Below are 25490 nucleotides of genomic sequence, written 5' to 3' on the forward strand. Positions count from 1 at the left end.
TGCGCGGCTCGGGTCACGCGCAGCGGCAGGATCATGCCCTCATGCACCGCGGCGGCGATGGGGCGGCGCTCCTCGCCCGTCTCGCGTTCCGGCAGGAAGCCGGTCTCGCCCCCGGCCAGGGCGATGAAGGCCCCGGCCATGGCGGGCGCGACCGCCGAGACCCGGCCGCGATGCAGGTCGCCGACGCCGTCCGGGCGGGCGGGGCGTTCGACCCAGGCCTCGGTCAGCACGCCACCCTGCAGCAGCGCGGTGCGGACCTCGCCGGGCGAAGCGCTGACGATTACGGTCGCAGCCATCCGATGCCGCGCAGCAATTGCGCCGTCTCGAACAGCGGCAGGCCGACCACGTTGGAATGGCTGCCGGAGAGGAAGCGGATGAAGGCCGCGGCCCGGCCCTGGATGGCGTAGCCGCCCGCCTTGCCGCGCCATTCGTCGCCGGCGAGGTAGTCGGCGAGCTGCTGCTCGGTCAGGCGTTGGAAGGTGACAGCGCTTTCCACCATCCGCTTCAGCCGCCGCCCATCGGGCAGGGCGAGCACCACGGCGGTGGTCACGCGATGCCGCCGCCCGGACAGAAGCTCAAGGCAGTCGCGCGCCTGCTGCGCCGTCTCCGCCTTTGGGAGGATGCGGCGACCGACGCCAACGACCGTATCGGCCGCAAGCACCAGCGCATCGGGCGCAGCTGTTGCCGCCGCTTCGGCCTTGCCGAGGGCGAGGCGTGCCGCATGCGGGCGCGGCGTCTCGCCCCGCGTCGGGGTTTCGTCGATGTTGGTGGCGATGACCCGATCGGGCACGATGCCGAGTTGGGCAAGCAGATCGAGGCGCCGCGGACTGGCGCTCGCCAGCACCAGCGGCGGGCGCGGGTCGGGCACCGGCGCTTACTTGAATCGGAACGTGATGCGGCCCTTGGTCAGGTCGTAGGGCGTCATCTCGACATTCACGCGGTCGCCGGCGAGCACGCGGATGCGGTTCTTGCGCATCTTCCCGGAGGTGTGCGCGAGGACCATGTGGTCATTGTCCAGCTTCACGCGGAACATGGCATTCGGGAGGAGTTCAACGACCTGGCCGCTGAACTCGATCATGTCTTCCTTCGACATCGGGCCTCATTCATGGCGCGCAACGCGCGCAGGGGGTAACGCGGCGCGCAGCCGCGCCGCCGGAAATCGGCGGGAAAATGGTCCGCGAACCCCGCCGGGTCAAGCCGCGCGTCAGCCGCCGAGCCGCAAGGCGACGCTGCGGGCATGCGCGGTGAGGCCCTCCGCCTCCGCCAGCGCCACCGCGGAGGGGCCGACGGAGGCGAGCGCGGCCTCATCCGCCTCGACCCATGTGGTGCGCTTCAGGAAGTCGAACACCGACAGGCCGGAGGCGAAGCGCGCCGTTCGCCCGGTCGGCAGCACATGGTTCGGGCCAGCGACGTAGTCGCCCACCGCCTCCGGGCAGAAGCGACCCAGGAATGCAGCACCCGCATGGCGTACCTGGGCGAGAAGGGCGCGAGGTTTGGCCACCATGAGTTGCAGGTGCTCCGGCGCCAGCCGGTTGGTCAGCGCCGCGGCCTCCGCCAGGTCCCGCACCAGGATGACCGCGCCATGGCGGCGCCAAGATTCGCCGGCGATGGCGCTGCGCGGCAGGTGGCGCAACTCGGCATCAACCGCGGCAATGACGGCATCGGCCAGCGCCGCGTCAGGGGTGATCAGGATCGCCTGCGCGCTCTCGTCATGTTCGGCCTGGGCGAGCAGGTCCACGGCGACGTGGCGGGCATCGTTGCCGGCTTCGGCGATGACCACGACCTCGGATGGGCCGGCGATGGAATCGATGCCGACGCGGCCGAAGACCTGGCGCTTGGCCTCCGCGACATAGGCATTGCCCGGGCCGACGATGCGGTCCACCGCGCCGATCGACGCCGTGCCCCAGGCCATGGCCGCCACCGCCTGGGCGCCGCCGATGCGGAAGATCTCGGTGACCCCGGCGCGCTTGGCCGCCGCCAGCACCAGCGGGTTCAGCACGCCGTCCGGGGTGGGCACGCACATGGCGATGCGCGGCACCGCGGCCGCGCGCGCCGGGATCGCGTTCATCAGCACGGAGGACGGATAGGCCGCCTTGCCGCCGGGGACGTAGATGCCGACCGCGTCGATCGCGCCCCAGCGCATGCCGAGCGTCAGCCCGGCGGCATCCGTGGTCTCAAGGTCGCGCGGCAACTGTGCGCGATGGAACGCCTCGATCCGCTCGGCGGCGAGGTTCAGCGCGGCGCGCAGGTCCGGTCGGATGGAGGCGTCGGCGGCTTCGATTTCCGCTGGCGTGACGCACAGCGCGGCGGCATTGGCGGGCGTCCAACGGTCGAAGCGGGCGGTGAAGTCGATCAGCGCGGCATCGCCACGGGCGCGGATGGCGGCGATGATCTCGGCCACCGCGGCATCGACGCGGCTCGTCGTCTCGCGTGCCTCGTCGAGCAGGGCGGCGAAGGCCGGTTCGAAAGCCTGGTCGGCGGTGTTCAGGCGCTTCACCGCGCGTCGCGCCCCGCCAGCGCGGTGCGGAAGCGCGCGATCCAGGTGCCGATCGCCTCGGGCCGTGTCTTCAGCGCCGTGCGGTTGACGACGAGGCGGGAGGTGACGTGCGCGATCACCTCGCTCTCTCGCAGTCCATTGGCCTTCAGCGTCGATCCGGTCTGCACCAGGTCCACGATCAGCCGCGACAGGCCCATCGACGGGGCGAGTTCCATCGCGCCGTTCAGGTGCACGATCTCCGCCTGCACGCCGCGGGTGGCGAAGTGGCGCTGGGCGATGTTGGGATACTTCGTCGCCACCGTAACGCGCGACCAGCGGGTCGGGTCGTCCGGCTGCGTCACGACCGGCTCTGCGATCGACACCCGGCAGCGGCCGATGCCGAGATCGAGTGGCGCGTAGATCTCTGGGTAGTCGAATTCCATCAGCACATCGGCGCCACAGATGCCGATCTGCGCCGCGCCATGGGCTACGAATGTGGCGACATCGAAGGACCGCACGCGGATCACGTCCAGCGCTGGATCCTCGGTCGGGAAGCGCAGCCGGCGGCTGCTTTCGTCCGCGTAGTCGTCCGCCGGGACGATGCCCGCCCGCGCCAGCACGGGCCCGAGCTCCGACAGGATTCGCCCCTTCGGCAGCGCCAGCACGATCGGGCCGGCATCCTCGGGCGTGGCGGGGCTGATCGGGGTGGGAAGCGCGTGATCCATGGCGGAGCCTACAGCAAAGGGCGCCGAGTCGGCGTCATCGTGATTCCGTTTCAGCCCGGCAAACGTTCGATGTCGGCACCGACCGCGGCGAGCTTCGCCTCCACCCGCTCATAGCCGCGGTCGAGGTGATAGACGCGGTTGACGATCGTCTCGCCTTCCGCGGCAAGGCCCGCAAGGATCAGCGAAACCGACGCGCGCAGGTCGGTCGCCATGACCGGCGCGCCGGCAAGCCGGGCCACGCCGCGCACGATGGCGGAATGGCCGTGGTAGTTGATGCGCGCGCCCATGCGCAGCAATTCAGGCACATGCATGAAACGGTTCTCGAAAATCGTCTCGGTGATCATCGAGGCGCCCTCGGCCACGCACATCAGCGCCATGAACTGCGCCTGCATGTCGGTGGCGAAGCCGGGGAAGGGTTCGGTCACCACGTCGGTGCCGCGCAGCCCGTTCAGCCGCGACACCTTCAGCCCGCCATCCGTCTCCGCCACATCGACGCCGGCGTCGCGCAGGATGCGCACCACAGCGCCGAGATGGTCGAGCCGCGCGCCGCCCAGCACCACCGACCCGCCGGTGATGGCGGCGGCGCAGGCGAAGGTGCCGGCCTCGATCCGGTCGGGAATGATGGGATGCACGGCCGACCCCAGCGCATCGACGCCTTCGACCAGCAGGCGATCCGTGCCGAGGCCCTCGATCCGCGCGCCCATGCGCATCAGGCAGGCGGCGAGGTCGGAGATCTCTGGCTCACGCGCCGCGTTGACGATCTCGGTGGTGCCTTTCGCCAGGGTCGCGGCCATCAGGATGTTCTCGGTGGCACCGACCGAGACCTGCGGGAAGATGATGCGCGCGGCCTTGAGGCCGCCGGGCGCCTTCGCCTCGATATAGCCCGAGGTGATCTCGATCTCCGCACCCATCTGCTCGAGCGCCTTGAGATGCAGGTCCACCGGGCGGGTGCCGATGGCGCAGCCGCCGGGCAGCGACACGCGCGCCTGGCCGAAGCGGGCGACCAGCGGGCCGAGCACGAGGACCGAGGCGCGCATCTTACGCACCAGGTCGTAGGGCGCTTCGAGGTTCGTCGCCGCGCCGGACATGGTGATGGTCCGCGCGGACTTGTCCCGTTCCACCGCAAGCCCGTGCTGCGCGAGCAGCCCGGCCATGGTGGTGACATCGGCGAGGTCCGGCGCGTTGGTCAGCGTCAGCGGCCCGTCGGTCAGCAGCGCGGTCGCCATCAACGGCAGGGCGGCATTCTTCGCCCCGGAGATCGGGATGGTGCCGGACAGCGAGCGGCCGCCGCGGATGCGGATGCGGTCCATCTAGGAATTCAACCTTCTACAGACGGGGCAGCGCGACGCCGCGCTGTCCCATGTATTTGCCGCGGCGGTCGGCGTAGCTGACCTCGGGCGGTGCAGCGCCCTGCAGGAACAGGAACTGGCAAACGCCTTCGTTCGCATAGACCTTGGCGGGCAGCGGGGTGGTGTTGCTGATCTCGATCGTCACCTGGCCTTCCCATTCGGGTTCCAGCGGCGTGACGTTCACGATCAGCCCGCAGCGGGCATAGGTCGATTTGCCGAGGCAGATGACCAGCACATCGCGCGGGATTCGGAAGTATTCCACCGTGTGCGTCAGCACGAAGGAATTGGGCGGGATGATGCAGACCGGGCCTTTGCGGGTGACGAAGCCGTCCTCGCTGAAGGCCTTGGGGTCCACCACGGCGTTGTCGACGTTGGTGAAAATCTTGAACTCATCGGCCGCGCGCGCGTCGTAGCCGTAGGAGGACAGGCCGTAGGAGATCACGCCTTCGCGGCGCTGCGCCTCGACGAAGGGGTCGATCATGCCGTGTTCCGCCGCCATGCGGCGGATCCAGCTGTCGGGCATGATGGGCATGGGTTGTCGCCTGGCCTGCGGCGCGCTGCGCCGTGAAGGGGAGGGGGCGGGGGCCGTGGCGGCCCCCGGCGCTCCGGGGCCGTGGGATTAGCCCAAGGGCTTTTCGCCGGCAACCTTGGCGGGGGCAGCGGGCTCGTCCGCGGCGGCGTCACGGGCGCGGGCCTGGGCCTTGCGGCGCTTCAGGTTCTCCCGCAGGGCAGCGGCGAGGCGGGCGGCGCGATCGGCCGCCGGTTGCGGCTGGCGGGGCTGGTCGGGACGGTGGGCCATGGCGCCGGAAAAGTGGCGCCCGGCGGGGCCGGCCGCAAGAGCCGGGCGGCGCAGCGTGAGGGGCGCGCGCGCATCGGGGTTGCGCGGCGCAGGCCATCCGCTTAAGGAGGGCGCCGCGTTCGCGCCGGCGCTGTTGTAGCTCAGTGGTAGAGCACTCCCTTGGTAAGGGAGAGGTCGAGAGTTCAATCCTCTCCAACAGCACCATCCGAAGCCTCAATCAGCACACATTCCACGAGAAGCAGCACCCTGCCGGGCCGTGGCCGCGCCGCACCATTGACCGCAGGGCATCCGGAACGCACCATGAACCTCCGACTGGACGGAGGCGATTCATGACCTTCCCGCGGCTGGGCGGATGCCAATGCGGCGCCATTCGGTTCAAGGTGGACGCCCCTCCATCCGTCGTCTTCGCCTGCCATTGCACGGCCTGTCAGCGGCGCAGTGGGAGCGCCTTCGTCGTTTCCATGGTCGTCCGGGGCCGTGACTTCCGTCTGACACGCGGCACGCTGAAGCCCCAGACCCGGACCGGCGACAGCGGCGTGCAACTGACGCACTGGTTCTGCGGCGATTGCGGCACGTCGGTCCTCGGCGTGGAACGCGGCACCGCGCCGGACATCTACCAGACCATCCGGCTCGGCACGCTGGACAGCGTCTCCGGCCTGCGTCCCACCGTGCATGTGTGGACGCGCAGCGCCCAGGACTGGGTGGGGGTGCCAGGGGGGCCGCTGTCCTTCGCGCAGAACCCGCCGGTGCCGATCATCAGCCTGGCGGAGGACCCGTCCCCGTAGCCGCCGCAACGTGGGCGTCGGCGAATACCGGCCCCGCCGGACCGCCGCTCACGCCCCGCGGAACACCGGCGCCCGCTTCTCTCGGAACGCTGCGAGGCCTTCCTGGATATCCGCGCTGTCCTTGCAGGCCTTGGCCCGTGCCTCGCAGGCGGCGACGTCCAGCGCACCGTGGCCGATCTCGTTCAGCGCCTGCTTCATGCCCTGCACAGCGAGTGGTGCCATGACCTCCAGCGTCCCGGCCAACCGGTCCACCGCCGCATCCAGCGCCTCCGGCGCCACCAACTGCGTCAGGTAGCCAATGCGCAGCAATTCCTCCGCGCCGAGCTTCTCCGCCGTCAGGAACAGCCGCTTCGCAGTGTTCATGCCCAGGCGCGAGACGTAGCGCTGCAGCCCGCCCGGATAGTAGTGCACGCCCAGCCGCCCGGCCGGCATGAACATCTCCATCCCCGTGACACCGATGCGGAAATCCGCGGCCAGCGCGAGGTCGGTGGACCCGCCATAGACGCCACCCTGCACCCGGCAGATGGTCGGCACGCGCAGCTTTTCGAAGCGATCGACCATTACCTCGAAGCTCGGCGCGCGGGCGGCTGCCGCGCGATCCTCGGCGAAGCCGCCAAGGTGGAAGCCGGCGCTGAAGGCCGGTCCGCTCGCCGCCAGCACCAGCACGCGCAGGTCGCGGTTCGCATCCACCGTCTCGAAATGCTCGAGGATGCGGACGATGTCGCCCGGCTCGATGCGATTGCGATGCCGGGCGCGATGCAGGCGGATGGTGGCGCGGCGGCCCGCGATCTCAAGGCTCGGCGGGTCCAGGCGGGTGTCTTCGGTCATGGCGTCCCTCTCATCGGCGCCATGCTTCCCCAAAGCGGTGCGTCTGACCATGCCTGGCGGTGTATCGTCGCCGCGAGCGGCAGGGTCGATTGGCGCCGCACGTCACTCGCCGGCGCTTCCTACCGAGGTAGCAATCTAGGACAGATAGGCCCAGGGGCCCGCCGGGGCCCCGCCGAACACGGCCAGTGCGCCGGCACCGGCTGCCGCCAAGGCGAAGAAGCCGCCCGTCATCGCCACATGCGACAGGAACTGGTTGATGTCGCTTCTATGCGCGATGAGGGCCGTTATCAGGCACCAGATGCCCAGCAGGACGCTGGCCAAGCGTACCGGATAGCGGCCTCAGCGACGGCATCGGCCCAGCCATTGCGTTTCCTGACAGGGAGCGGTCGCGCGTGCGCATGCGGCGCCGCTCACCAGCCGCAGAGCTGCCGCCCCGTCATGTTGTGTGCCAGGATGGCACGCGCCGTCGCCTCCTCCAGCGGGTCCTCTGCCGAGACCAGGATCGGCCGCCAGGGCCCGCAGCCCTCACCGCCGCTGCCAATCCCGGCGCAGCCGCTCAGCAGCATCGCCAGACCGATCCAGGTCGCGTTCCACCGCATCGCGAATCTCCCGCGCGCGCGTCGCGCGCTCCAGCGTTGTTGTCCTTGATGCCAGGTGGCCGTCGCGCCGCCCGGTCGCATAGGCGGCAAGCAGCACCGTCAGTGCCGCGCCCGTCACCGCGATCCAACCCGCCGCCCGGGACCAGGCGGCGGCCAGCAGACCGGCAATCGCGCTCATGCCGACCGCCTGCCGCGCTGCCAGACGAACCAGGCGGCTGCCGCGACGATCGTCGCCGCAATCACCCAGGGACCAAGTGCGCGGGCCAGTTCCGCCAGGCCGCCGAGATGCGGGGCGGCCTGGGCCAGCACTTCCGTCACCGCGACGCCGCCGACGCCGGCTGCGGCGGTGCCTGCCGCGGCGCGGGCGGTGCCGCTGCGCGCGACGGCCGCGCGCCCCCCCGGCACCACGCCAGCCAAGCGGAGCCCGGCGTCGATCGTGGCGCGACCGTAGGGATTGCCGCCGAGCTCATGGGCAATGATCGCCTCCACCAGCGGGTGAAGATCCTCATGGCGATGCAGGTCGAGCTCGCCGCGCGGATGGCGCCCGGTCCGCCGCGCGACGGCGGCGATATAGGCCTCGGTGTCGTTCTCGGCACCCGGCGCCCAGCGGGTGACGATGCCGCGGATGGTCCGCAGCCCGTGCCGGTCCTGGTAGGTCGTCAGCAGCAGCGCCAGCGCCCGGATCCCGTATTCGTGGGAGACGAAGCGCGCGAAGCGGGCGCGGCCGCCAGGCGGGGCGGCTTCGATGGGTGGATCGTCCAGCCCCTGCCAGCGATTGGCCGGCTGGTGGTCGATATTGCCCGGGTTGCGGTTGCGGTAGCCGCGGGATTGGCGGGGGTCCATGGAGGCTCCTCGGGATGCGGAAGGCTGGCCCCGGGCTGTGCTTCCGGGGCATCCTCGTGTGACGGTCAGGGGGTGCGGATGGCGGCGAGGCGCGTGATGGCGGCGGCGATGCTGGGGCTGGTGGCCTCGGCCGGCAGTGCCGCGGCGTCCTGCATCCACGTCGTCCGCCATGCCGATGCGCGCGACGACGCGATCGCCTTCATCGGCGGGCTTCAGCGCGCGGTGCGCATGCAGATCGAGCGCAACGACAGTTGCACGCCCGACCTGCACATCAGCTTCATGGTGGTGGAGTTGGCGGTGATCGCCGGGCGGGCCGGGCGCGGCTACCTCGTCACCTACGCGGTCACGGATGAACGCGAAGGCGATATGCGCCCGCATATGGGTGCCACCTGGGCGATGGACCGCACCCAGGCGCTGCTGGATGCGGGCCGGTCGGCCGGGGCGGGGATCCGGTCGCGGTCGCCCGGTTATTAGTCGGCCAGCACGGTCAGGCTCTCCGCCGGGATGGTGACGCTGCCGGCCGCGCCCAGCGTCGCGGGGGAACCGAGTGCGGCCCAGGCCAGCGCATTGCCGCCGGCCAGGGCATCGAAGATCCCGACATGGGTCAGGGTGCCGGCCGTGGTCGTGAAGCCGAAGCGCAGCGCGGCGGCGTTGCGCTGCGTGCCACTGCCGGTGAAGGAGACCGGCTGCCGGGCATAGCCGGTGCCGGCGGCGGGTTCGCCGGTCAGGCCGGCGGCATCGGTGCCGCCGGTGCCAAGGGCGACCCAGACCGCCGTCGGCAGGGTTGGCTGCCGCCCGATCAGAGATCGGGCGAGCAGGTTCTTTGCGTAGTCGGTCAGTGCCGTCATCGCTGCATGTCCTTCGCTCGTGTTGCGTTCAGCTCACCACCGCGCCGTCCGGCCAGCGCCAGGAGGTCCCGTCGCTGATCGCGAAGCGCTTGTTCGCCGTGCCGTCCGACACGTAGATCAGGCAGCGGGCGAAGGTCGCGGCGGAGGGCAGCGTCGCGACGGTGTAGCTCGGCAGCCGGAAGGGCGCCGTGCTCTCGACGAAGGACGTGCCCTTTGGCGAGAGCTGCAGCGCGATGTTGGTGTCGCCGCCCTGAGCGATGAAGCGTGGCGCGCCGCCCGATGCGGCGGCATCGGTGCGGATGTAGTTGCCGGGCGTGCCGGTGGCGTTCACCTCGAACGCGGTCTGCCCGCGCGTCTGGAGCCGCACTGTCGAGGTGCCCTTGGCGGCGATGGCGAGCGCGATGTTGGCGTCGCTCCCCTGCGCCGCGACCGAGGGCGCGCCTGCGGTGATCGCGCTGGTCACGACGACGCGGTTGACGCTGCTCGCCGGCGTCGTGACGCCGAAGCCATGCGCGCCAGACGCACCGCCCAGCGTCACCGTCCCGGCCGAGGAGGCGCGCAGCACCTCGACCCCCGCGGCCGAGGCGGCGAGCTCGGTCGAGGATGGCGCGAAGAAGCCGTTGTTCTCGGTGCCGAGCATCACGCCCGGCCGGTCGATCCGCCCGGCCGGCGCGCCGAATGCCACATGACCGTTGGTGCCGCTGTTCATCAGTGGGCCGGCATTGCCGTTGCCGAGCAGCGCCGGGCAGCCGAGATGCACCGCATTCGGCGTGCCGGCGGCGACATTGGCGAGGTGGATCGCGGCCGAACCGTCGTTGAGCTGATTGTAGTACTCGGCACGGAAGGAGAAGATGTCGAGCCGGTTGCCGGAGCCGTTGACGCGGACTGCGTTGCTCTCCGCATCGTCGATGCGCAGATTGCCGATCTGCAGCCGGACGTTGTTGCTGTCGATGCGGATGCCGATGGCGCCGGGCAATGGTTGGCCGCCGGAGCTGAACAGTTCGGACTGCGTTGTGAGATTGGCGATCTGGCCGGTGACGCCGTTGCCTTCGATCCAGATCGGATAGAGTGCGAAATCGGCATAGAGGCTGCCGACATAAAGCTTGGTGGTGACGCCCGAGGCCGAGGGCGCGAGCCGCAGCACCGATCGCGCGCCGAGGGTGAAGACATCGTCGATGAAGATGCCATCGACCTTGCGCAGCACCACCGCATCGCAATTCTGCTGCTGCCAGCGCACCACATCGTCGTCCGATGTGGCGAAGGGCCAGAAATGGATGTGCTGGATGCGGCAGGTGTCGTAGGCACGATCGATCTCGATGCCGGTGGTGAAGACCTGGCCGCGCAGGCTCTCGATGTTCAGCCGGCCGGAATTGTCGCACCAGACCCCGCGGTTCACCGCGACCAGCAGCACGTTCTTGAACTCCACCGAGCCCAGGCAGTCCTGCACGCGGAAGACGAAGTCGTAGTTGGTCGGCGCCCAGCTCGCATCCTGGGTCGTGCTGTGGGTCTGGCGCACCGCGATGTCGCGCACCGACGATCCGCGCGCGCCAGTGCCGGTGAAGGTGAAGGGCGTGAAGCCGGTGGTGTCGATGCGCAGCCAGGTGCCGTCAGCGATGTTCGCACCCTCGGTAAAGCCCGCGCCCTGGAAGACGATGGACACGCTGTCCACCACGATCGGGCTGGCGATACGGTAGGACCGGGGGCCGAATTCCAGCGTGCCGCCGCCCGCCGCGTTCATCGCATCGATCGCCGCCTGGATCGCCGGCGCGTCGTTGGTCGTGCCATCGCCGACCGCGCCGAAATCCCGAACATGATAGGCACGGTCGGCGAGGATGCCGCCGCGCAGCTGCGCGAGCGTGGTGCGCCGTGTGACGGCCGAGCCGCCGCTGCCCTGGACGATGGGCAGCAGGTCGGCATCCGCCGCCGCGGCAATCGCCGGCAGCGCGCTGATCTTGGTGTCGGACATGGGGTCTTCCTCGGGGGCTCGGGACGGGGAGAGGAGAGGAGCCAGGGCGGCTCTAGAGAACCAGGATGACGCCGCTTTCGAGCAGCAGCGTGCCGCCCGCCTCGGTCAGCAGGCGCGGCGGCTGGGTCACGGCGAAGGGCGGCGACAGGCTGGCGTTCATTGGGTCGGCGGCATCGACGGCGAACAGCCGAAAGCCGCCGGCTGGCTGCGGCGCGGTGAAGCTGACCGTCGCGCGGCCGGCGAGCACCGGCACCGTCTGCGGCGGCGCCACATTCGTCCCGGTTGCGGTGCGAAAATGGATGGTGACCTGCACGATCGGGCCGGTGATCGCCGCGCCGGCCACCAGCGTATCGCCGGGCAGCAGCAGGGCGGGAGGCGGATCGAGCACGATGGCCCGCGCAATCGCCGCGGCGGCAACGGCGACATCGGTCAGGAGCGTGGCCGAACGCAGCAGTGCCGGCGCGCCGCCCGACCCATCCACCGTGACGCCGCCGCCGGCCACGGATCCGCCACGGATCGGCACCAGCGCTGTCGCATCCGCCGCCTGCACGATGACGATGTCGCCGGGCAGCAGCCGCGCTGCGGCGACGGCGAAATAGCCCGGCGCCAGCACGCTCGCGCGGTCATCCTGGGTGCGGTAGTGCCACAGGGTGAAGCCGTTCGCGGTGGTCAGCGCCGCAAGGCCGCTGGAGAGGAAGGGCATGCGTTGCTCCTCGCCCGCCGCGACGGAAGGCGCGGGCCTTCGGCCGAGGCGGGTGCTGTGGGTCGGGCTGTCGGAATCAGGGGCGAGGGTGGGATGCCGGACGCATCTCGCCCCTTGATGTGGGGTGAATACAGGAAACATTGCCGATAGTCAAGGCAATAAATCCTATTGAGGAATGAGCCGGCAGGGGATGGCAGGCGCCCTGCGCATGGCTAGTCTCGCCCGATCCGCCGATCGCCGCCCGAGGGACCCCGCGCCGATGTTCCGACGCCTGCTGCCGCTGCTCGCCCTGCTGTCCATGGCCCTGCCGGCCGCGGCGCAGGAACGGGTGTTGAACGTCTACAACTGGTCCGACTACATCGATCCCTATGCGGTCGCTCGCTTCACGCGGGAGACGGGCATCCGTGTGCGCTACGACGTCTATGACAGCCTCGAGACGCTGGAAGGTCGGCTGTCGGCCGGGCGGTCCGGCTACGACATCGTGGTGCCGACCAGCGAGCCCACCTTCGCCCGCCTGGTGCGCGCCGGCGCGCTGCGCCCGATCGACCGCGCGGCCGTGCCGAACTGGGGCAACCTCGACCCGGTGCTGATGGAACGGGTTGCGGCGATCGATCCCGGCAACCGGCACGGTGCGATCTATCTGTGGGGCACGGTTGGGCTCGGCATCCGGGCGGATCGCGTGCGTGCGGCGCTCGGTCCGGATGTGCCGCTCGACAATCTCGACATCCTGCTGAAGCCCGAGAATGCCGCGCGCCTCGCGCGCTGCGGCATCATGGTGATGGACAGCCCGACGGACGTGCTGCCCTCCGTGCTACGCTGGCTCGGCCGCGACCCCAACAGCAACGCCGCGGACGATTTGCGCGCCGCCGAGCAGGCACTGATGGGCATCCGCCGCCATGTGCGCGCGATCATCGCATCCTCCTCGATCCTCGATGCGCTGGCGACCGGGGAGGCCTGCGTCGCGCTGACCTATTCCGGCGACGTGATCCAGGCGCAGGCGCGCGCGCGGGAGGCCGGCCGCGGCGTCGAGGTCGGCTACGTCGCGCCGCGCGAAGGCGCGCAGCTCTGGTTCGACATGATGGCGATCCCGGCCGATGCACCGAACCCCGAGGCCGCGCAGCAATTCATCAATTTCCTGCTGCGGCCCGACGTGATGGCCGGCATCACCAACCATGTCCGCTACCCCAACGCGGTGCCGGCCAGCCGACCGCTGGTGGATGAGGCGGTGCGCAACGACCCCAACGTCTTCCCCTCGGCTGAGGCGCTGGCGCGCACATTCGTCGCCGGCACGCCGCCGCGGGAGGCCGAGCGCGCGCGCACGCGGCTGTGGTCGCGCTTCAAGGCGGGGCGTTGAAGCCGCTCCTTCAGACCGAGGCGATCACCAAGCGCTTCGGTCCGACGCTTGCGCTCGATGCGCTCGACCTCACCATCGCTGAGGGCGAGTTCTTCGCCCTGCTCGGCGGCTCCGGCTCGGGTAAGTCCACGCTGCTGCGCATCATCGCGGGCTTCGAGGCGCCGGATTCTGGGCGCCTGCTGCTCGACGGGACCGACATCGCCGCGACGCCGCCCTGGGCGCGGCCGATCAACATGATGTTCCAGTCCTATGCGCTGTTTCCGCATCTCAGCGTCGCGGACAACGTCGCCTATGGGCTGCGCCGCGCCGGGGTGGCCAAGGCCGAGGCTGCTTCCCGCGTCGCGGCAGCCCTCGCCATGGTCGGGCTGGCAGGCTTCGACCGCCGCCGCCCGCACCAGCTGTCGGGCGGGCAGAAGCAGCGCGTCGCGCTGGCGCGCAGCCTGGTGATGCGTCCGCGCCTGCTGCTGCTCGATGAACCGCTCGGCGCGCTCGATGCGGGCTTGCGCGAACGCACCGGCTTCGAATTGCGCGCCTTGCAGCGCGAGACCGGCGCCGCCTTCGTCATGGTCACACATGACCAGGAGGAGGCACTGGCGCTGGCCGACCGCGTCGCAGTGCTGGAGGGCGGGCGCATCGCGCAGCTCGGCGCGCCGCGCGCGATCTACGAACGGCCGGCCTCCCGCTTCGTCGCCCGCTTCCTGGGGGCGGCGAATGTGCTGGAGGGCCATGCAGCGGTCGGCGGCTTCGACAGCGCCGAGGCCGGCGTCACCTTCGCCGCGGCGATCCCCCCCGGCACCGTGGCGGTGGCGCTGCGGCCCGAACGCGTCCGTCTCGCGCCCGACGCGTCGGGACCGAACACCGTCCATGGCATGGTCGAGGACGCCGCCTTCCGCGGCGACGACACGCTCCTGCTGGTGCGCCTGCCCGGCGGCGCCGTGCTACGCGTGGCCCATGCCGAGGAAGATGGCGCGCCGCCCGGCCGCGGTGCGGAGGTGGTCCTCGCCTGGGATGCCGCCGACGTGGTGCCGCTCGCGTCATGACCGGGCGGCTCGCGGTCCTCGCGCCGGTCTGGGCCTGGCTGCTGGTCTTCGTCGCCGCACCGGCGGCGATCCTGCTCGCCATCGCGCTCGCCGAGGCCGATTCCGGCCTGCCGCCCTTCCGCCTGGCCTGGTCGATCACCGGCTTCGCGACGCTGTTCGAGGATGCCTACTACCTCGATGCGCTGGTCACCGCGCTGCGCATTGCGGCGATGACCGCCGCCTGCTGCCTTCTCGTCGCCTATCCCATGGCAATGGGCATCGCGCGCGCCGCGCCCGGTCGGCGGGTGCTGCTGCTGGCGCTGCTGATGCTGCCCTTCTGGACCGGCTTCCTGCTGCGCGTCGGCGCCTGGATCGGGTTGCTGCGGGACGAGGGCTGGATCAACGGCATGCTGATGGCGCTCGGCGTGACCGATGCGCCGTTGCCGCTGCTCTACACCGAAGGCGCGATGCTGATCGGCATGGTGCATGCCTATCTGCCCTTCGCGGTCCTGCCGTTGTTCGCCGCGCTGCTGCGGCTCGACCCGACGCTCGGGGAAGCGGCGGCGGATCTGGGTGCAAGGCCGGCGACGGCGTTCTTCACCGTGACGCTGCCGGTGACGGCGCCGGCGGCCGCGGCGGGGTTCCTGCTGGTGTTCATCCCGGCGGCCGGCGAATACGTCATTCCCGAACTGATGGGCCCTCCGGAGGCGCAACTCGTCGGCCGCGTCCTGTGGCAGGAATTCTTCCAGAACCGCGACTGGCCGGTCGCCGCCGCGCTCGCCGTCGGGCTGCTGGCGCTGCTGCTGGTGCCGATCCGCCTATTCCAGCGCCTCGAGGCGCGGTCGTGAGCCGCGGCCGCTTCATCTCCGTCGCGATGGCCGCGGGCTTCGCCTTCCTGTGGCTGCCGATCCTGCTGCTGGTCGGCTATGCCTTCAGCGCCGACCGCATCCCCTTCCAATGGGGCGGCTTTTCGCTGCGATGGTTCGCCGCGCTGGTGGCCAATGATCGGGTGGTGGAGGCGGCGGGGTTGTCGCTGCGCATCGCCGCCGGCGCGGCGAGCCTCGCGGTGCTGCTCGGCGGCGCGGCGGGCTGGGCGCTGGCGCGGTTCGGCCGGTTTCGCGGCCGGGCGCTGTTCGGGGCGCTGATCGGCGCGCCGCTTGTGCTGCCGGAGGTGGTGACCGGCCTGTCGCTGCTGCTGCTGTTCGTGGCGTTGGAGATCGCGACCGGCTGGCCGGCCGGCCGGGGTGCGCTGACCGTGCTGCTGGCCCATGCGACGCTTGGCGCGGCCTTCGTCGCCGTGGTGGTGCAGGCGCGCCTCGCCGAGACCGACCGCAGCCTCGAGGAAGCGGCGATGGACCTTGGCGCCACGCCCTTCACCGCCTTCCGCACCGTTACCCTGCCGCTGATCGCACCGGCGCTGGGGGCGGGGTGGTTGCTGGCCTTCACCCTGTCGCTGGATGACGTGGTGATCGCCTCCTTCGTCTCGGGGCCGGCGGGCACGACCCTGCCGATGGCGCTGTTCGCGATGCTGCGGCTGGGGCTGACGCCGGAGGTGAACGCGCTCGGCGCGGTGGTGGTGATCGGTGTCGGGGCCATGCTGGCGGCCGCTGCATTGCTGCTGCGCCAGCGCGGTGACTCCCGCTGATGTGGAAAGCACCCTAGCCTCTCACCCTGGAACGATCGGGTGGGAGAAACGCATGCGACGCAGACAGATGCTCGGCGCCCTGGCGGCGGCGGGCACCGTGGCGGGACCCAGGCTGGCGCGGGCCGCCTGGCCGGCGGACCGACCGATCCAGGTGCTGGTGCCCGGGCCGGCGGGCGGGGGCATGGACATCCTGGCCCGCACCATCCTGCCCTTCGTCCAGCAGCGCCTGTCGCGCGCGACCTTCGTCGTGGTCAACCGCCCCACCGCGGGCGGCCAGCAGGCCTTCGAAGGCATCGCCCAGGCCGCCCCGGACGGCTTCACCATCGGTGCCGCCCAGGCACCCAATTCCATCACCCTGCCGATCGAGCGCCAGGTGCGCTACCGCGTGCAGGACTTCACATTCCTCGGCAATGTCATCGAGGACCCCTGCGGGCTGTGGGTGAAGGCGGACAGCCCGATCACCTCCGTCGCCGACCTGGTTGCGGCGGCGAAGGCACGGCCGGGACAGGTCACGATCGGCACGGCCGGGGTCGGCAGCGACGACCACCTGCTGGTCCTCGCCCTGCAGGACGCCACGGGCACCGAGTATTCCCACGTGCCCTTCAACGGCACCCCGCCCATCGTCACCGGTGTGCTGTCCCGCAGCCTGGACGTCGGGTCCTTCAACATGAGCGAGGGGCTCGGCCTGATGCGGGAAGGGCTGGTCCGCGCCCTGGCCCAGGGTGGCCCCGAGCGCTGGTCCGGCACCGCGGCCGTGCCGACCTTCCGGGAACTGGGCTTCGCGGTGCTTGGCGGGTCCACCCGCGGGCTGGTCGCGCCGCCCAACCTGCCGGTGGCGATCCGCGACGAATTGCGCGCTGCCGTCGCCGCCGCCAATGCCGACCCCGCCTGGATCGCCGAGGCCACGCGCCTGAACCTGCCGCTGCGCCCCATGGCCGCCGAGGCGCAGGAGAGGCTGTTCCTGGAGGAGGATGCCCGGCTGCGCGCCATCTGGGCGCGCAAGCCCTGGCGCGACTGAGCGCCGGGCCGCGCGGTCCCGAGGAATGCGTGGCGTGCGCCCGCGGGTTGTCGCGAAGCCGGGTTGATGGGCGGGGGAGGCGGGATTAGGGTCCGCCCCCTCCGCCAGAACCCAGCCGGGACCGCCATGACCCTGATTGCCGACCGCCTCAACCGGATATCGCCCTCGCTGACCATTGCCATGACGGGGAAGGCGCGCGCGCTGAAGGCGGCGGGCAAGGACATCATCGGGCTGTCTTCCGGTGAGCCGGATTTCGACACGCCGCAGAACGTCAAGGACGCTGCGATCGCCGCCATCCAGCGCGGCGAGACGAAGTACACCGACGTCGCCGGCACGATGGAACTGCGCAAGGCCGTCTGCGAGAAGTTCAAGCGCGACAGCGGCCTCGATTACAAGCCGGAGGAGATCATCGTCTCCACCGGCGGCAAGCAGGTGATCTTCGACGCGCTGCTCGCCACCATCAATCCGGGCGATGAGGCGATCATCCCCGCCCCGTGCTGGGTGTCCTATCCGGATATCGTCGAGCTTGCCGAAGGCAAGCCGGTAATCGTCCAGTGCGGCCAGAATGCCGGCTTCAAGATGTCCGCCGAGCAGTTGGAAGCCGCGATCACGCCGAAGACCAAGTGGCTGATCCTGAACAACCCCTGCAACCCGACCGGCGCGGCCTATTCCGCCGCGGAGATCAAGGCGCTGACCGAGGTGCTGATGAAGCACCCGAACGTCTGGATCTTCACGGACGATATCTACGAGAAGCTGATCTACGACGGCTTCAAGGTGGCCACGATCCTCGAGGTTGAGCCGCGCCTGCGCGACCGCACGGTCACGATGAACGGCTGCTCCAAGGCCTATGCGATGACCGGCTGGCGCATCGGCTTCGCCGGAGCGCCGGTCGCGCTGATCAAGGCGATGGACAAGCTGCAGGGGCAGTCCACCTCGGGCACGTCGTCCATTTCCCAGGCCGCCGCGGTCGAGGCACTGGCCGGCCCGCAGGAGAGCATCGAGGCGATGCGCGTCGTCTATGAGCGGCGCCGCGACATGGTGGTGGACATGCTCAATGCCTGCGCCGGCCTGCGCTGCCACAAGCCGGAAGGCGCCTTCTACGTCTTCCCGGACATGCGCGGCTGCATCGGCAAGACCACTGCTGGCGGGAAGACGATCGGCACCTGCGAGGACTTCACCATCGCGCTGCTGGAAGAAACCGGCGTCGCCACGGTGCACGGCGCGGCCTTTCTCTCCCCGGGACACTTCCGCATCTCCTACGCGACGTCCGATGCCGCGCTGAAGGAAGCCTGCACGCGCATCCAGGCATTCTGCGCCGGGATGAAGTGAGCGCGGCCTTCACGCTGCGCCCGGTCGAGGAGGCTGATTTCGAGCCGCTCCTCGACCTTTCGGTCCGCGTCCTGCGGGCCGATCTCGACCGCGTCGGCCGCTATGACCCGGCGCGACGGCGCGCGCGGATGCGCGCCGGCTTCGACCCGGCGACGCTTTCGGCCATCGAGTGCGAGGGGCACCTCGTTGGCTGCGTCGCTGCGGCCCGCGCGGCTGATCACGTCGAAATCCACTCCTTCTACCTCGATCCCGATGCGCAGGGCCGTGGCCTGGGTGCTGCCGTCTTCGCCGCCGTCGCCGCGCGCCACCCCGGCCTGCCGGTGCGGATCGAGGTTCTGAAAGGCAGCCCGGTCCACCGGTTCTGGGAGAAGCAGGGCTTCGTCCGTACCGGGGAGCAGGATTTCGATTGGCTCTATGAACGCCCGGCCCGCCTTGGCGCCGTGCCGCACCCGGCCTAGTTTCGCGCCTCTGTTCTCCCGAAGGGACATAGAAAGAAAATGCCAGCTCTCGCCGCCCGTATGAGTGAGGTTTCCGTCTCCGCGTCCGTCGTCATGACGATGAAGGCGCGCGAGCTTGCGGCGCAGGGGATCAAGGTGATCAGCCTCGGCACCGGCGAGCCGGATTTCCCGACCCCGCCGCATGCGATCGAGGCCGCGCACAAGGCGGCGCTGGCCGGCGACACCAAGTACCCGCCGCAGGACGGGACGAAGGAACTCAAGGAAGCGGTGCAGCGCAAGTTCAAGCGCGACAACAAGCTCGACTACGCGCTGGACGAGATCATGGTCGCCAATGGCGGCAAGCAGTGCATCTACAACGCCTTCATGGCGACGGTGGATCCGGGCGACGAGGTGGCGATCCCCGCCCCCTACTGGATCTCCTATGCCGACATGGCGAAGGTCGCCGGCGGCAAGCCGGTGCTGGTGTCCTGCCCGCAGAACAACGGCTTCAAGCTGCGCCCCGAGGACCTGGAAGCGGCCATCACGCCCAAGACCAAGTGGGTGATGCTGAACTTCCCGAACAATCCGACCGGCGCGGCGTGTTCGCGCGACGAGATGAAGGCGATCGCCGAGGTGCTGAAGAAGCACCCGCATGTCTGGGTCATGACCGACGACATGTACGAGCACCTCGTCTATGACGGCTTCGAGTTCTGCACCATCGCCGAGGTCGCGCCGGAACTGAAGAACCGTACGCTCACGGTCAACGGCGCGTCCAAGACCTATGCCATGACCGGCTGGCGCGTCGGCTTCTGCGGCGGGCCGAAGGCGCTGATCAAGGCGATGGTCAACATGCAGGGCCAGGCGACCTCGGGCATCTCCACCGTGTCGCAGGCCGCCGCCGCCGCCGCTCTCGACGGCCCGCAGGACATCGTGCGCGAGCGCGCTGAGGAATACCGCCGCCGCCGCGACCTGGTGGTGGAGATGCTGAACGCTGCCCCGGGCATCGCCTGCCATAAGCCCGAGGGCGCCTTCTACGTCTTCCCGAACATCGCGGGCTGCCTCGGCAAGACCACCAAGGCGGGCAAGCGGATCGAGACGGACACCGACTTCTGCATCGCGTTGCTCGAGGAGAAGTACGTCGCCGCGGTGCAGGGCGCGGCCTACGGTATGTCGCCCTACATGCGCATCTCCTACGCGACGGACATGGAGAGCCTTCGCGAGGCCTGCGGGCGCATCCAGGAGTTCTGCCGGGAGCTTTCGTGATCCGTCCCGGACGGGATTCCGACGCCGAGGGCTTCATCGCCCTGATCGGCGCCTGCTGGGGCGAATATCCCGGCTGCATCCTCGATGTGGACGGGGAGGTGCCGGAACTGCGGGCGCTCGAGACCTATTTCCGCGACCAGGGCGGCACGCTCTGGGCCGCGGAACAGGCGGGGCGGATCGTCGGCATGATCGGCGCGCGTCCGTTGAAGGAGGACGCGGCCTGGGAAATCTGCCGCATGTATGTCGATTCTGCCGCGCGCGGCAGCGGCCTGGCGGCGCGTCTTCTCGACACCGCTGAATCCCATGCCCGCGCCGCTGGCGCTGAGCGCATGGTGCTGTGGACCGATACGCGCTTCACCCGCGCGCATGGCTTCTACGAGAAGCGCGGCTATGTCCGGCAGGGTTCCATCCGCATCCTCGACGACATCTCGCATTCGCTGGAATTCCGCTACGCCAAGCCGGCGGCGGGGCTGGTGGTGGAAGCCCTCGACGCCGCGGCGGCAGCCAGCGCGGAACGCCGCCTCGCCGAATTGCTGATCGCTTGCGTCGCGGATGGCGCGTCCCTGACCTTCATGCCGCCGCTGTCGCGCGACCGCGCGGTGGCCTTCTGGAAAACGGCCTCGGCGGCGGTCGCGGCCGGCAGCCGCGTGCTGCTCGCCGCCTGGCTCGACGGGCAACTCGCCGGCAGCGTGATCCTCGATCTCGCGACCGAGGAGACGGCGCCGCATGCGGCGTCGATCCGCACGCTGATGGTCGATCCCGCAATGCGCCGGCGCGGCATCGGGCGGGCGCTGATGCGCCGCGCGGAACAGGCGGCGCGCGCCCATGGGCGACGGATCATCACCCTGGATGCGCGCGCTGGCAGCGCGGCCGAGGCGCTGTACCGCACCGAGGCCTGGCAGGAACTCGGCCGGATCCCGGGCCTTGAGTTGAACGCGGCGCGCGAGGCCTGCGACACCGTTTTCTTCTGGAAGCAGGTCTGAGCGAGGCGTCGGCCCTTCCTCCCCCGGACCGAACTTGACCTTCGGCCGGTCCCTGGTCTCTGTGTCGGCGGGGCGGGACCGGCGCCGGCCCGGCCGAGGAGCAGCCATGATCTCGCCTGACTGGTGCCGCATGATGGCGGCCTACAATGCGGAGATGAATCGCCGTCTGTTCACCGCCGCTGCCGGGTTGGACGATGCCGCCCGGCGCGCCGAGCGCGGTGCCTTCTGGGGCTCCCTCCACGGCACGTTGTCGCATCTGCTCTGGGGCGACACGCAATGGATGTCGCGCCTCGATGGCGGTGCCAAGCCGTCGGTCGGCATGAAGGACAGCCCGCGCATGGTGGACGATTGGGCGGACCTAGCCGCCGCGCGCGCGACGATGGACGGCCGGATCGCCGCCTGGGCCACCGGGTTGACCACCGAGCGCCTCGCCGCCCCGCTGACCTGGTTTTCCGGCATCTCGGGCAAGGACGTCAGCCTGCCGCTCTGGATCGTCGCGACGCATTTCTTCAATCACCAAACGCACCATCGCGGCCAGGCGCATGCGCTGGTCACCGCCGCCGGCGCAGGGACCGGCGATACCGACCTGCCCTGGGTGGTGGATCTGCCGGCGCTGGGCCTGGTGCCGTGAGCAACGATGCCACCGAACGCCACGCGCCGGAGGAGGAGCGGACCATGGTCCGCCGCGCCGCGCCGGTCACGCCCGTGGAACCGATCGTCCACCTGTTCGATGTCGAGGCCGCCGAGGACGAGCCGGCCCGGCGCGTGGCGATCGGTCCCGCGCCGCTGACCATCGGGCGCGGCGCGCAGGCGGGGCTGGTGCTGCCCTCGGGCGATGTCTCGCGCGCCCATTGCGTCGTTGCGCTGGAAGCGGGCGCGCCGATCGTCACCGATCTCGGTTCGACCAACGGGACCATCGTCGATGGGCGGCGGGCGGATGGGCCGGTGCGGCTGGCGCCGGGGGCGCGGCTGACGCTCGGCCCCTTCACCCTGGTCTATCGCAGCGGGCGCGCCTCGGACTTCGCCCGCACCGAGGAGGCGGAGAAGGACCTCGCCCGCGCCGGCCGCTACGTCCAGGCGCTGCTTCCGGCGCCGATCGCGGATGGGCCGGTGCGTGCGGATTGGCGCTTCGTTCCCTCGGCCAATATCGGTGGCGACGGCTTCGGCTATGGCTGGCTGGACGAACACCGCTTCGCCGCCTGGCTGCTCGACGTGTCGGGCCATGGGGTGGGCTCGGCGCTGTTAGCGGCGTCGGTGATGAACCTGCTGCGCGTGCACAGCCTGCCGGGGACGGATTTCACCGACGCGGCCTCGGTGCTCGCCGCGCTGAACGACCGGTTCCAGATGGACCGCCAGGGCGGGCTGTATTTCACCATCTGGTATGGGGTCTATGACGCGCGCAGCCGCGTGCTCGGCTTTGGCTGCGCCGGGCAGCACCCGGGCTTCATGATCGTGCCGGGGGAGGCGGCAGCGCAGCCGCTCTGGGTGAAGAACCCGGCGGTTGGGCTGGCGCCGGACTGGCCCTATCGCCGGGCGGAGGTGGTGGTGCCGCCGGGTGGCCGGCTGCACCTGTTCAGCGACGGTGCCTTCGAGATCATCACCGCCGATGACCGGCAACTGACCATCGGCGACTTCCTGCCGGTGCTGGCGGCGCCGCCGCAGCCCGGCCTGCCCGAGTCCGAACGCTTGTGGCGCGCCGTGCGCAACGCTTCACGCCCCGGCCCACTCGATGACGATGTCTCGCTCCTGACACTCGATTTCGCCTGAGGCGCATGCGATGTCCCAGGGCATTGCGACGACGCGCCGGGATGAGGGGGAGACGGGCTGATGGAATTGCTGGTGGTGGACGGCGCCGATGCATCGAAGCGTCTGGTGCTGACCGGGCGGCTTGACGCCGCCGGAACCGAGAATGTTGAGGTCGCCTTCGCCGCGCAGACCCGCGCCGCGCGGGGCCATGCATTGGTGGACATGACGGCGGTCAGCTTCGTCGGGTCGCTCGGCATCCGCATGCTGATCTCCGCCGCCCGCGTCGCCGACCGCGCCGGCGTGAGCTTCGTGATCTTCGGCGCCCAACCGGCCGTCGCCGAGGTGTTCCGCACGACGGCCGTCGACGAGCTGATCTCCATCCTGCCGGATGAGGCGGCCGCGCTCGCGCAGCTCCGGGCGTGACCCCGGGGGACACGCTGCGGATCGTCCTGCGCGGCGGGGCGGAGGCGTTGCGCGAGGCCCAGCTCGCCACGGCGGGCTTCCTGCGTAGCCGCGGGGCCGGTCCCCGCACCACGGCACGCGCCGAATTGCTGCTGGAGGAACTGGCGCTCAACACGCTGCGGCACGGCTTCGCTGCCGGCGGAACGCCCGAATTGGTCGTGACCGCCTGGCATGACGGCGCCCGCTGCGGCCTCGACCTCGAGGATCGCGGCGCGCCCTTCGATCCGACGACGGCTGCGCTGCCGCCGACACCGGGCAACATCCAGGATGCGCGGATCGGCGGCCTCGGCGTGCCGCTGTTGCGCCGCATCGCTGCCGAGCTCGCCTATGAGCGCACCGGCGACGGGTGGAACCGGCTGCACCTGGTGCTGCCGGCGGAGGACGCGCCTATCGGCTGAGGAAGCCGTCGAGCCGCGCGAGCACCGCCTCGGGCGCCTCCTCGGCCAGATAATGGCCGGTAGGGACGTCGCCCGTCTCCAGCGGGCCGGCGGCGTAGCGTCGCCAGATCTCCGCCGCGTCATACCATTTCGGGATGCTGCCCTTCGCCCCCCACAGGGCGAGCATCGGGCAGCGGACTTTCTCCCCCGCGGCGCGGGATGCGCGGTCGTGTTCGAGGTCGATCGCCGTCGCCGCGCGGTAATCCTCGCAGATCGCTTCGATCGTGCCGGGCTCGTGCAGCGCGGCGAGGTAGTCGGCGCGCGCTTCGGGATGGAAGAAATCCGCCGGCTTCGGCTCACGGGATGTGTGGAAGTCGAACCAGGGGACGATGTCGGCACGGATCATGTTCTCCGGCCCCGGATGACGCTGGGCGAGGAAGAACCAGTGCCAGTAGCCCATGGCGAAGGCCATGTCGGTGCGATCGAAATGCTCGACGGTCGGGATGATGTCCATGGTGCAGAGCCGTTCGACCGCGTCAGCGTGGTCGAGCACCAGGCGGTGCGCGACGCGCGCGCCGCGATCATGCGCGACGATCTGGAACCGGTCGTGGCCCAGTGACCGCATCAGCGCGACCATGTCCGCCGCCATGGCCCGCTTGGCATAGGGCGCATGGTCGGCGCTGACCGGAGGCTTGTGGCTGAAGCCGTAGCCTGTGATGTCGGGGCAGATGACCGTGAAGCGCCGCGCCAGCACCGGCGCGACCCGGTGCCACATCGCGTGGGTCTGCGGATTGCCGTGCAGCAGCAACAGCGGCGGGCCTTCCCCGCCGCGGCGAAGGCGGAAGCGCTTGCCCGCCGCCTCCCGGAATTCGAGCGTGAAGCCTTCGAAGAACATGGGGCCGGTCCCTCCGGCCCCAAGCGTCGCACGGATGCGCGTGGGCGTCAGGCCGGCACGAGGCCGTGGCGCAGCATGATCGCCTTCATCTGCGCGACATCGGGCGGGCCGGGGCGGCTGACCAGTTCGGCCATCTCCTCGAAGTAGCGGCGGCCGACGGTGCCGGGCGCGATGACGATCATCGCCCGCGCGGTGCCCTCATGAAGGTTGGCGTGGTGGTGGACCTTGCCGCGCGGGACGAAAAGGACGTCGCCCGGGCCGACCTCGTGCACCACGCCGTCGAGCGTCGTCGTCATGGTGCCTTCGAGGCCATGGACGATCTCGTCGCAGGCCTCGTGGAAATGCGGCACCGGGACGCGCGCCTTCTCGGGTACCACGAATTCGAACATCACCACGTCGCCGGCGCCGTCCGTCTCGTCGACATGGAAGCGGAGCTCGAGGGCGCCGATGCGGATGATGCGCGGTTTCGGTTCCACAGCCGCTCTCCTCCATGTAAAATATCTTTACGAATAGAACGTAAAAAGTCTTTACGAATATGTCAACGGCAATCGCATTCCCGGACGCGGAGGGACCGCCCTATGTCGGCGCCCTGCTGCGCATGTGCCTGCAACTCGTCAGGGGCCGCATGCAGGCCGCGGCGCGCGAAGCCGGTTTCACCGACCTGCAGGACGCCCATTGGGCGATGATCACCTATCCGCCGGCCGATGGTGTGCGGCCTTCGGAACTCGCCCGGCGGGCGCGCATCTCGCGCCAGGCCGCGAACCACCTGATCACGCAACTCGAAACCCTCGGCTATTTTGAGCGCCGCAGCGCGGACGGTGCGGGGCGGCGTCTTGTCTTCCTCACACCGCGCGGCAGGACGCTCGCCGCGACGATCCATGCATGCCTGCGCGCGCTTCATGCCGAATGGGCGGCGGAGGTGGGCGCGGAGCGCTTCGCCATCATGCTCGACGCGCTGCGCGTGCTGTCGCGGCCTGAGGACCGCGCCGGCCCGGCCCGTTGACCGGCCTGCCGCGACGGGCCAGCGTGCGCCCCTCAATT

31 protein-coding genes, 1 tRNA gene and 1 pseudogene are annotated in these 25490 nt (G+C 70.4%); 17 read left to right on the top strand and 16 right to left on the bottom strand.

Features of this window, described 5'->3' with window-relative positions; genetic code table 11:
- From AC2YHJ_RS23060 to dcd, 7 genes and pseudogenes are all read right to left on the bottom strand, one after another.
- A pseudogene (locus tag AC2YHJ_RS23060) lies at nt 1-296 on the bottom strand (ribonuclease E/G); the annotation flags it as partial.
- On the bottom strand, nt 281-868 hold the full coding sequence (locus AC2YHJ_RS23065; protein WP_487398530.1) for a Maf family protein: 588 nt from the start codon (nt 866-868) through the stop codon (nt 281-283). The pseudogene AC2YHJ_RS23060 and the gene AC2YHJ_RS23065, both read right to left, overlap by 16 nt.
- Before the next feature lie 6 nt (nt 869-874).
- Complete coding sequence (infA, locus tag AC2YHJ_RS23070; RefSeq protein ID WP_026033499.1) at nt 875-1093, bottom strand: translation initiation factor IF-1; 219 nt, start codon at nt 1091-1093, stop codon at nt 875-877.
- Nucleotides 1094-1204: 111 nt separating this feature from the next.
- On the bottom strand, nt 1205-2497 hold the full coding sequence (gene hisD, locus AC2YHJ_RS23075; RefSeq protein WP_487398531.1) for a histidinol dehydrogenase: 1293 nt from the start codon (nt 2495-2497) through the stop codon (nt 1205-1207).
- Entirely contained in the window at nt 2494-3201 is a 708-nt protein-coding gene (gene hisG / locus AC2YHJ_RS23080; RefSeq protein ID WP_487398532.1) for an ATP phosphoribosyltransferase, read from the bottom strand. The genes hisD and hisG overlap by 4 nt, the downstream gene beginning before the upstream one ends.
- 50 nt (nt 3202-3251) lie before the next feature.
- Nucleotides 3252-4511: a UDP-N-acetylglucosamine 1-carboxyvinyltransferase gene (gene murA, locus AC2YHJ_RS23085; RefSeq protein WP_487398533.1), complete on the bottom strand. Its 1260-nt coding sequence runs from the start codon at nt 4509-4511 to the stop codon at nt 3252-3254.
- A 16-nt stretch (nt 4512-4527) separates the two neighbouring features.
- Nucleotides 4528-5082: a dCTP deaminase gene (gene dcd / locus AC2YHJ_RS23090; RefSeq protein ID WP_487398534.1), complete on the bottom strand. Its 555-nt coding sequence runs from the start codon at nt 5080-5082 to the stop codon at nt 4528-4530.
- A 396-nt stretch (nt 5083-5478) separates the two neighbouring features.
- Between dcd and AC2YHJ_RS23095 the strand changes: the two genes are divergently transcribed.
- Both AC2YHJ_RS23095 and AC2YHJ_RS23100 read left to right on the top strand, forming a co-directional pair.
- Nucleotides 5479-5553: transfer RNA gene (locus tag AC2YHJ_RS23095), tRNA-Thr, on the top strand.
- Nucleotides 5554-5678: 125 nt separating this feature from the next.
- Nucleotides 5679-6134, top strand: coding sequence for a GFA family protein (locus tag AC2YHJ_RS23100; protein ID WP_487398535.1), 456 nt, complete (start codon nt 5679-5681; stop codon nt 6132-6134).
- A gap of 48 nt (nt 6135-6182) precedes the next feature.
- On the opposite strand, the gene AC2YHJ_RS23105 is transcribed toward AC2YHJ_RS23100, so the two are convergent.
- The 4 genes from AC2YHJ_RS23105 to AC2YHJ_RS23120 form a co-directional block, all read right to left on the bottom strand.
- The gene (locus AC2YHJ_RS23105; protein ID WP_487398536.1) at nt 6183-6962 is read right to left on the bottom strand and encodes an enoyl-CoA hydratase/isomerase family protein; all 780 of its coding nucleotides are present in this window, start codon (nt 6960-6962) and stop codon (nt 6183-6185) included.
- A 135-nt stretch (nt 6963-7097) separates the two neighbouring features.
- Complete coding sequence (locus AC2YHJ_RS23110) at nt 7098-7283, bottom strand: hypothetical protein (RefSeq protein ID WP_487398537.1); 186 nt, start codon at nt 7281-7283, stop codon at nt 7098-7100.
- A gap of 204 nt (nt 7284-7487) precedes the next feature.
- The gene (locus AC2YHJ_RS23115) at nt 7488-7739 is read right to left on the bottom strand and encodes a hypothetical protein (RefSeq protein WP_487398538.1); all 252 of its coding nucleotides are present in this window, start codon (nt 7737-7739) and stop codon (nt 7488-7490) included.
- Nucleotides 7736-8404: a structural protein gene (locus AC2YHJ_RS23120; RefSeq protein ID WP_487398539.1), complete on the bottom strand. Its 669-nt coding sequence runs from the start codon at nt 8402-8404 to the stop codon at nt 7736-7738. The genes AC2YHJ_RS23115 and AC2YHJ_RS23120 overlap by 4 nt, the downstream gene beginning before the upstream one ends.
- A 78-nt stretch (nt 8405-8482) precedes the next feature.
- Between AC2YHJ_RS23120 and AC2YHJ_RS23125 the strand changes: the two genes are divergently transcribed.
- Nucleotides 8483-8878: a hypothetical protein gene (locus tag AC2YHJ_RS23125; protein ID WP_487398540.1), complete on the top strand. Its 396-nt coding sequence runs from the start codon at nt 8483-8485 to the stop codon at nt 8876-8878.
- Here AC2YHJ_RS23125 and AC2YHJ_RS23130 read toward each other — a convergent pair.
- The 3 genes from AC2YHJ_RS23130 to AC2YHJ_RS23140 are packed head-to-tail and all read right to left on the bottom strand — an operon-like array spanning nt 8875 to nt 11921.
- Nucleotides 8875-9252, bottom strand: a complete 378-nt coding sequence (locus AC2YHJ_RS23130; RefSeq protein WP_487398541.1) for a phage tail fiber protein — start codon at nt 9250-9252, stop codon at nt 8875-8877. The genes AC2YHJ_RS23125 and AC2YHJ_RS23130 overlap by 4 nt on opposite strands.
- A 28-nt stretch (nt 9253-9280) precedes the next feature.
- Complete coding sequence (locus tag AC2YHJ_RS23135; RefSeq protein WP_487398542.1) at nt 9281-11218, bottom strand: glycosyl hydrolase family 28-related protein; 1938 nt, start codon at nt 11216-11218, stop codon at nt 9281-9283.
- A 52-nt stretch (nt 11219-11270) separates the two neighbouring features.
- Nucleotides 11271-11921 carry a hypothetical protein gene (locus tag AC2YHJ_RS23140; RefSeq protein WP_487398543.1) on the bottom strand — a complete coding sequence of 217 codons (651 nt, stop codon included), beginning with the start codon at nt 11919-11921 and terminating at the stop codon, nt 11271-11273.
- A gap of 259 nt (nt 11922-12180) precedes the next feature.
- Between AC2YHJ_RS23140 and AC2YHJ_RS23145 the strand changes: the two genes are divergently transcribed.
- The 13 genes from AC2YHJ_RS23145 to AC2YHJ_RS23205 all read left to right on the top strand — a co-directional run bounded on the left by AC2YHJ_RS23145 (nt 12181) and on the right by AC2YHJ_RS23205 (nt 23575).
- Entirely contained in the window at nt 12181-13275 is a 1095-nt protein-coding gene (locus tag AC2YHJ_RS23145; RefSeq protein ID WP_487398544.1) for a polyamine ABC transporter substrate-binding protein, read from the top strand.
- On the top strand, nt 13272-14315 hold the full coding sequence (locus AC2YHJ_RS23150) for an ABC transporter ATP-binding protein (protein WP_487398545.1): 1044 nt from the start codon (nt 13272-13274) through the stop codon (nt 14313-14315). The genes AC2YHJ_RS23145 and AC2YHJ_RS23150 overlap by 4 nt, the downstream gene beginning before the upstream one ends.
- Nucleotides 14312-15142, top strand: a complete 831-nt coding sequence (locus tag AC2YHJ_RS23155) for an ABC transporter permease (protein WP_487398546.1) — start codon at nt 14312-14314, stop codon at nt 15140-15142. The genes AC2YHJ_RS23150 and AC2YHJ_RS23155 overlap by 4 nt, the downstream gene beginning before the upstream one ends.
- Nucleotides 15139-15939 carry an ABC transporter permease subunit gene (locus AC2YHJ_RS23160; protein WP_487398547.1) on the top strand — a complete coding sequence of 267 codons (801 nt, stop codon included), beginning with the start codon at nt 15139-15141 and terminating at the stop codon, nt 15937-15939. The genes AC2YHJ_RS23155 and AC2YHJ_RS23160 overlap by 4 nt, the downstream gene beginning before the upstream one ends.
- A 52-nt stretch (nt 15940-15991) precedes the next feature.
- Nucleotides 15992-16957 carry a Bug family tripartite tricarboxylate transporter substrate binding protein gene (locus tag AC2YHJ_RS23165; RefSeq protein ID WP_487398548.1) on the top strand — a complete coding sequence of 322 codons (966 nt, stop codon included), beginning with the start codon at nt 15992-15994 and terminating at the stop codon, nt 16955-16957.
- 126 nt (nt 16958-17083) lie between these two features.
- On the top strand, nt 17084-18286 hold the full coding sequence (locus AC2YHJ_RS23170) for a pyridoxal phosphate-dependent aminotransferase (protein ID WP_487398549.1): 1203 nt from the start codon (nt 17084-17086) through the stop codon (nt 18284-18286).
- Nucleotides 18283-18744 (top strand): GNAT family N-acetyltransferase, encoded by a 462-nt coding sequence (locus tag AC2YHJ_RS23175; RefSeq protein ID WP_487398550.1) that lies wholly within the window; start codon nt 18283-18285, stop codon nt 18742-18744. Before AC2YHJ_RS23170 ends, AC2YHJ_RS23175 begins: the two co-directional genes overlap by 4 nt.
- A gap of 39 nt (nt 18745-18783) precedes the next feature.
- Nucleotides 18784-19986 carry a pyridoxal phosphate-dependent aminotransferase gene (locus AC2YHJ_RS23180; RefSeq protein ID WP_487398551.1) on the top strand — a complete coding sequence of 401 codons (1203 nt, stop codon included), beginning with the start codon at nt 18784-18786 and terminating at the stop codon, nt 19984-19986.
- Nucleotides 19983-20969: a GNAT family N-acetyltransferase gene (locus AC2YHJ_RS23185; RefSeq protein ID WP_487398552.1), complete on the top strand. Its 987-nt coding sequence runs from the start codon at nt 19983-19985 to the stop codon at nt 20967-20969. The genes AC2YHJ_RS23180 and AC2YHJ_RS23185 overlap by 4 nt, the downstream gene beginning before the upstream one ends.
- A gap of 106 nt (nt 20970-21075) precedes the next feature.
- Nucleotides 21076-21600, top strand: coding sequence for a DinB family protein (locus tag AC2YHJ_RS23190; RefSeq protein WP_487398553.1), 525 nt, complete (start codon nt 21076-21078; stop codon nt 21598-21600).
- Nucleotides 21597-22736, top strand: a complete 1140-nt coding sequence (locus AC2YHJ_RS23195; protein WP_487398554.1) for a PP2C family protein-serine/threonine phosphatase — start codon at nt 21597-21599, stop codon at nt 22734-22736. The genes AC2YHJ_RS23190 and AC2YHJ_RS23195 overlap by 4 nt, the downstream gene beginning before the upstream one ends.
- 60 nt (nt 22737-22796) lie before the next feature.
- Entirely contained in the window at nt 22797-23138 is a 342-nt protein-coding gene (locus AC2YHJ_RS23200) for an STAS domain-containing protein (RefSeq protein WP_487398555.1), read from the top strand.
- Nucleotides 23135-23575 carry an ATP-binding protein gene (locus AC2YHJ_RS23205; RefSeq protein ID WP_487398556.1) on the top strand — a complete coding sequence of 147 codons (441 nt, stop codon included), beginning with the start codon at nt 23135-23137 and terminating at the stop codon, nt 23573-23575. Before AC2YHJ_RS23200 ends, AC2YHJ_RS23205 begins: the two co-directional genes overlap by 4 nt.
- On the opposite strand, the gene AC2YHJ_RS23210 is transcribed toward AC2YHJ_RS23205, so the two are convergent.
- On the bottom strand, nt 23565-24449 hold the full coding sequence (locus tag AC2YHJ_RS23210; RefSeq protein WP_487398557.1) for an alpha/beta fold hydrolase: 885 nt from the start codon (nt 24447-24449) through the stop codon (nt 23565-23567). The genes AC2YHJ_RS23205 and AC2YHJ_RS23210 overlap by 11 nt on opposite strands.
- A gap of 47 nt (nt 24450-24496) precedes the next feature.
- Nucleotides 24497-24925 (bottom strand): cupin domain-containing protein, encoded by a 429-nt coding sequence (locus AC2YHJ_RS23215; protein WP_487398558.1) that lies wholly within the window; start codon nt 24923-24925, stop codon nt 24497-24499.
- 59 nt (nt 24926-24984) lie between these two features.
- On the opposite strand from AC2YHJ_RS23215, the gene AC2YHJ_RS23220 reads away from it, so the two are divergent.
- Nucleotides 24985-25452: a MarR family winged helix-turn-helix transcriptional regulator gene (locus AC2YHJ_RS23220; protein WP_487398559.1), complete on the top strand. Its 468-nt coding sequence runs from the start codon at nt 24985-24987 to the stop codon at nt 25450-25452.
- Nucleotides 25453-25490: the final 38 nt, after the last annotated feature.

This window comes from Roseomonas sp. SRI_022, assembly GCF_057586215.1.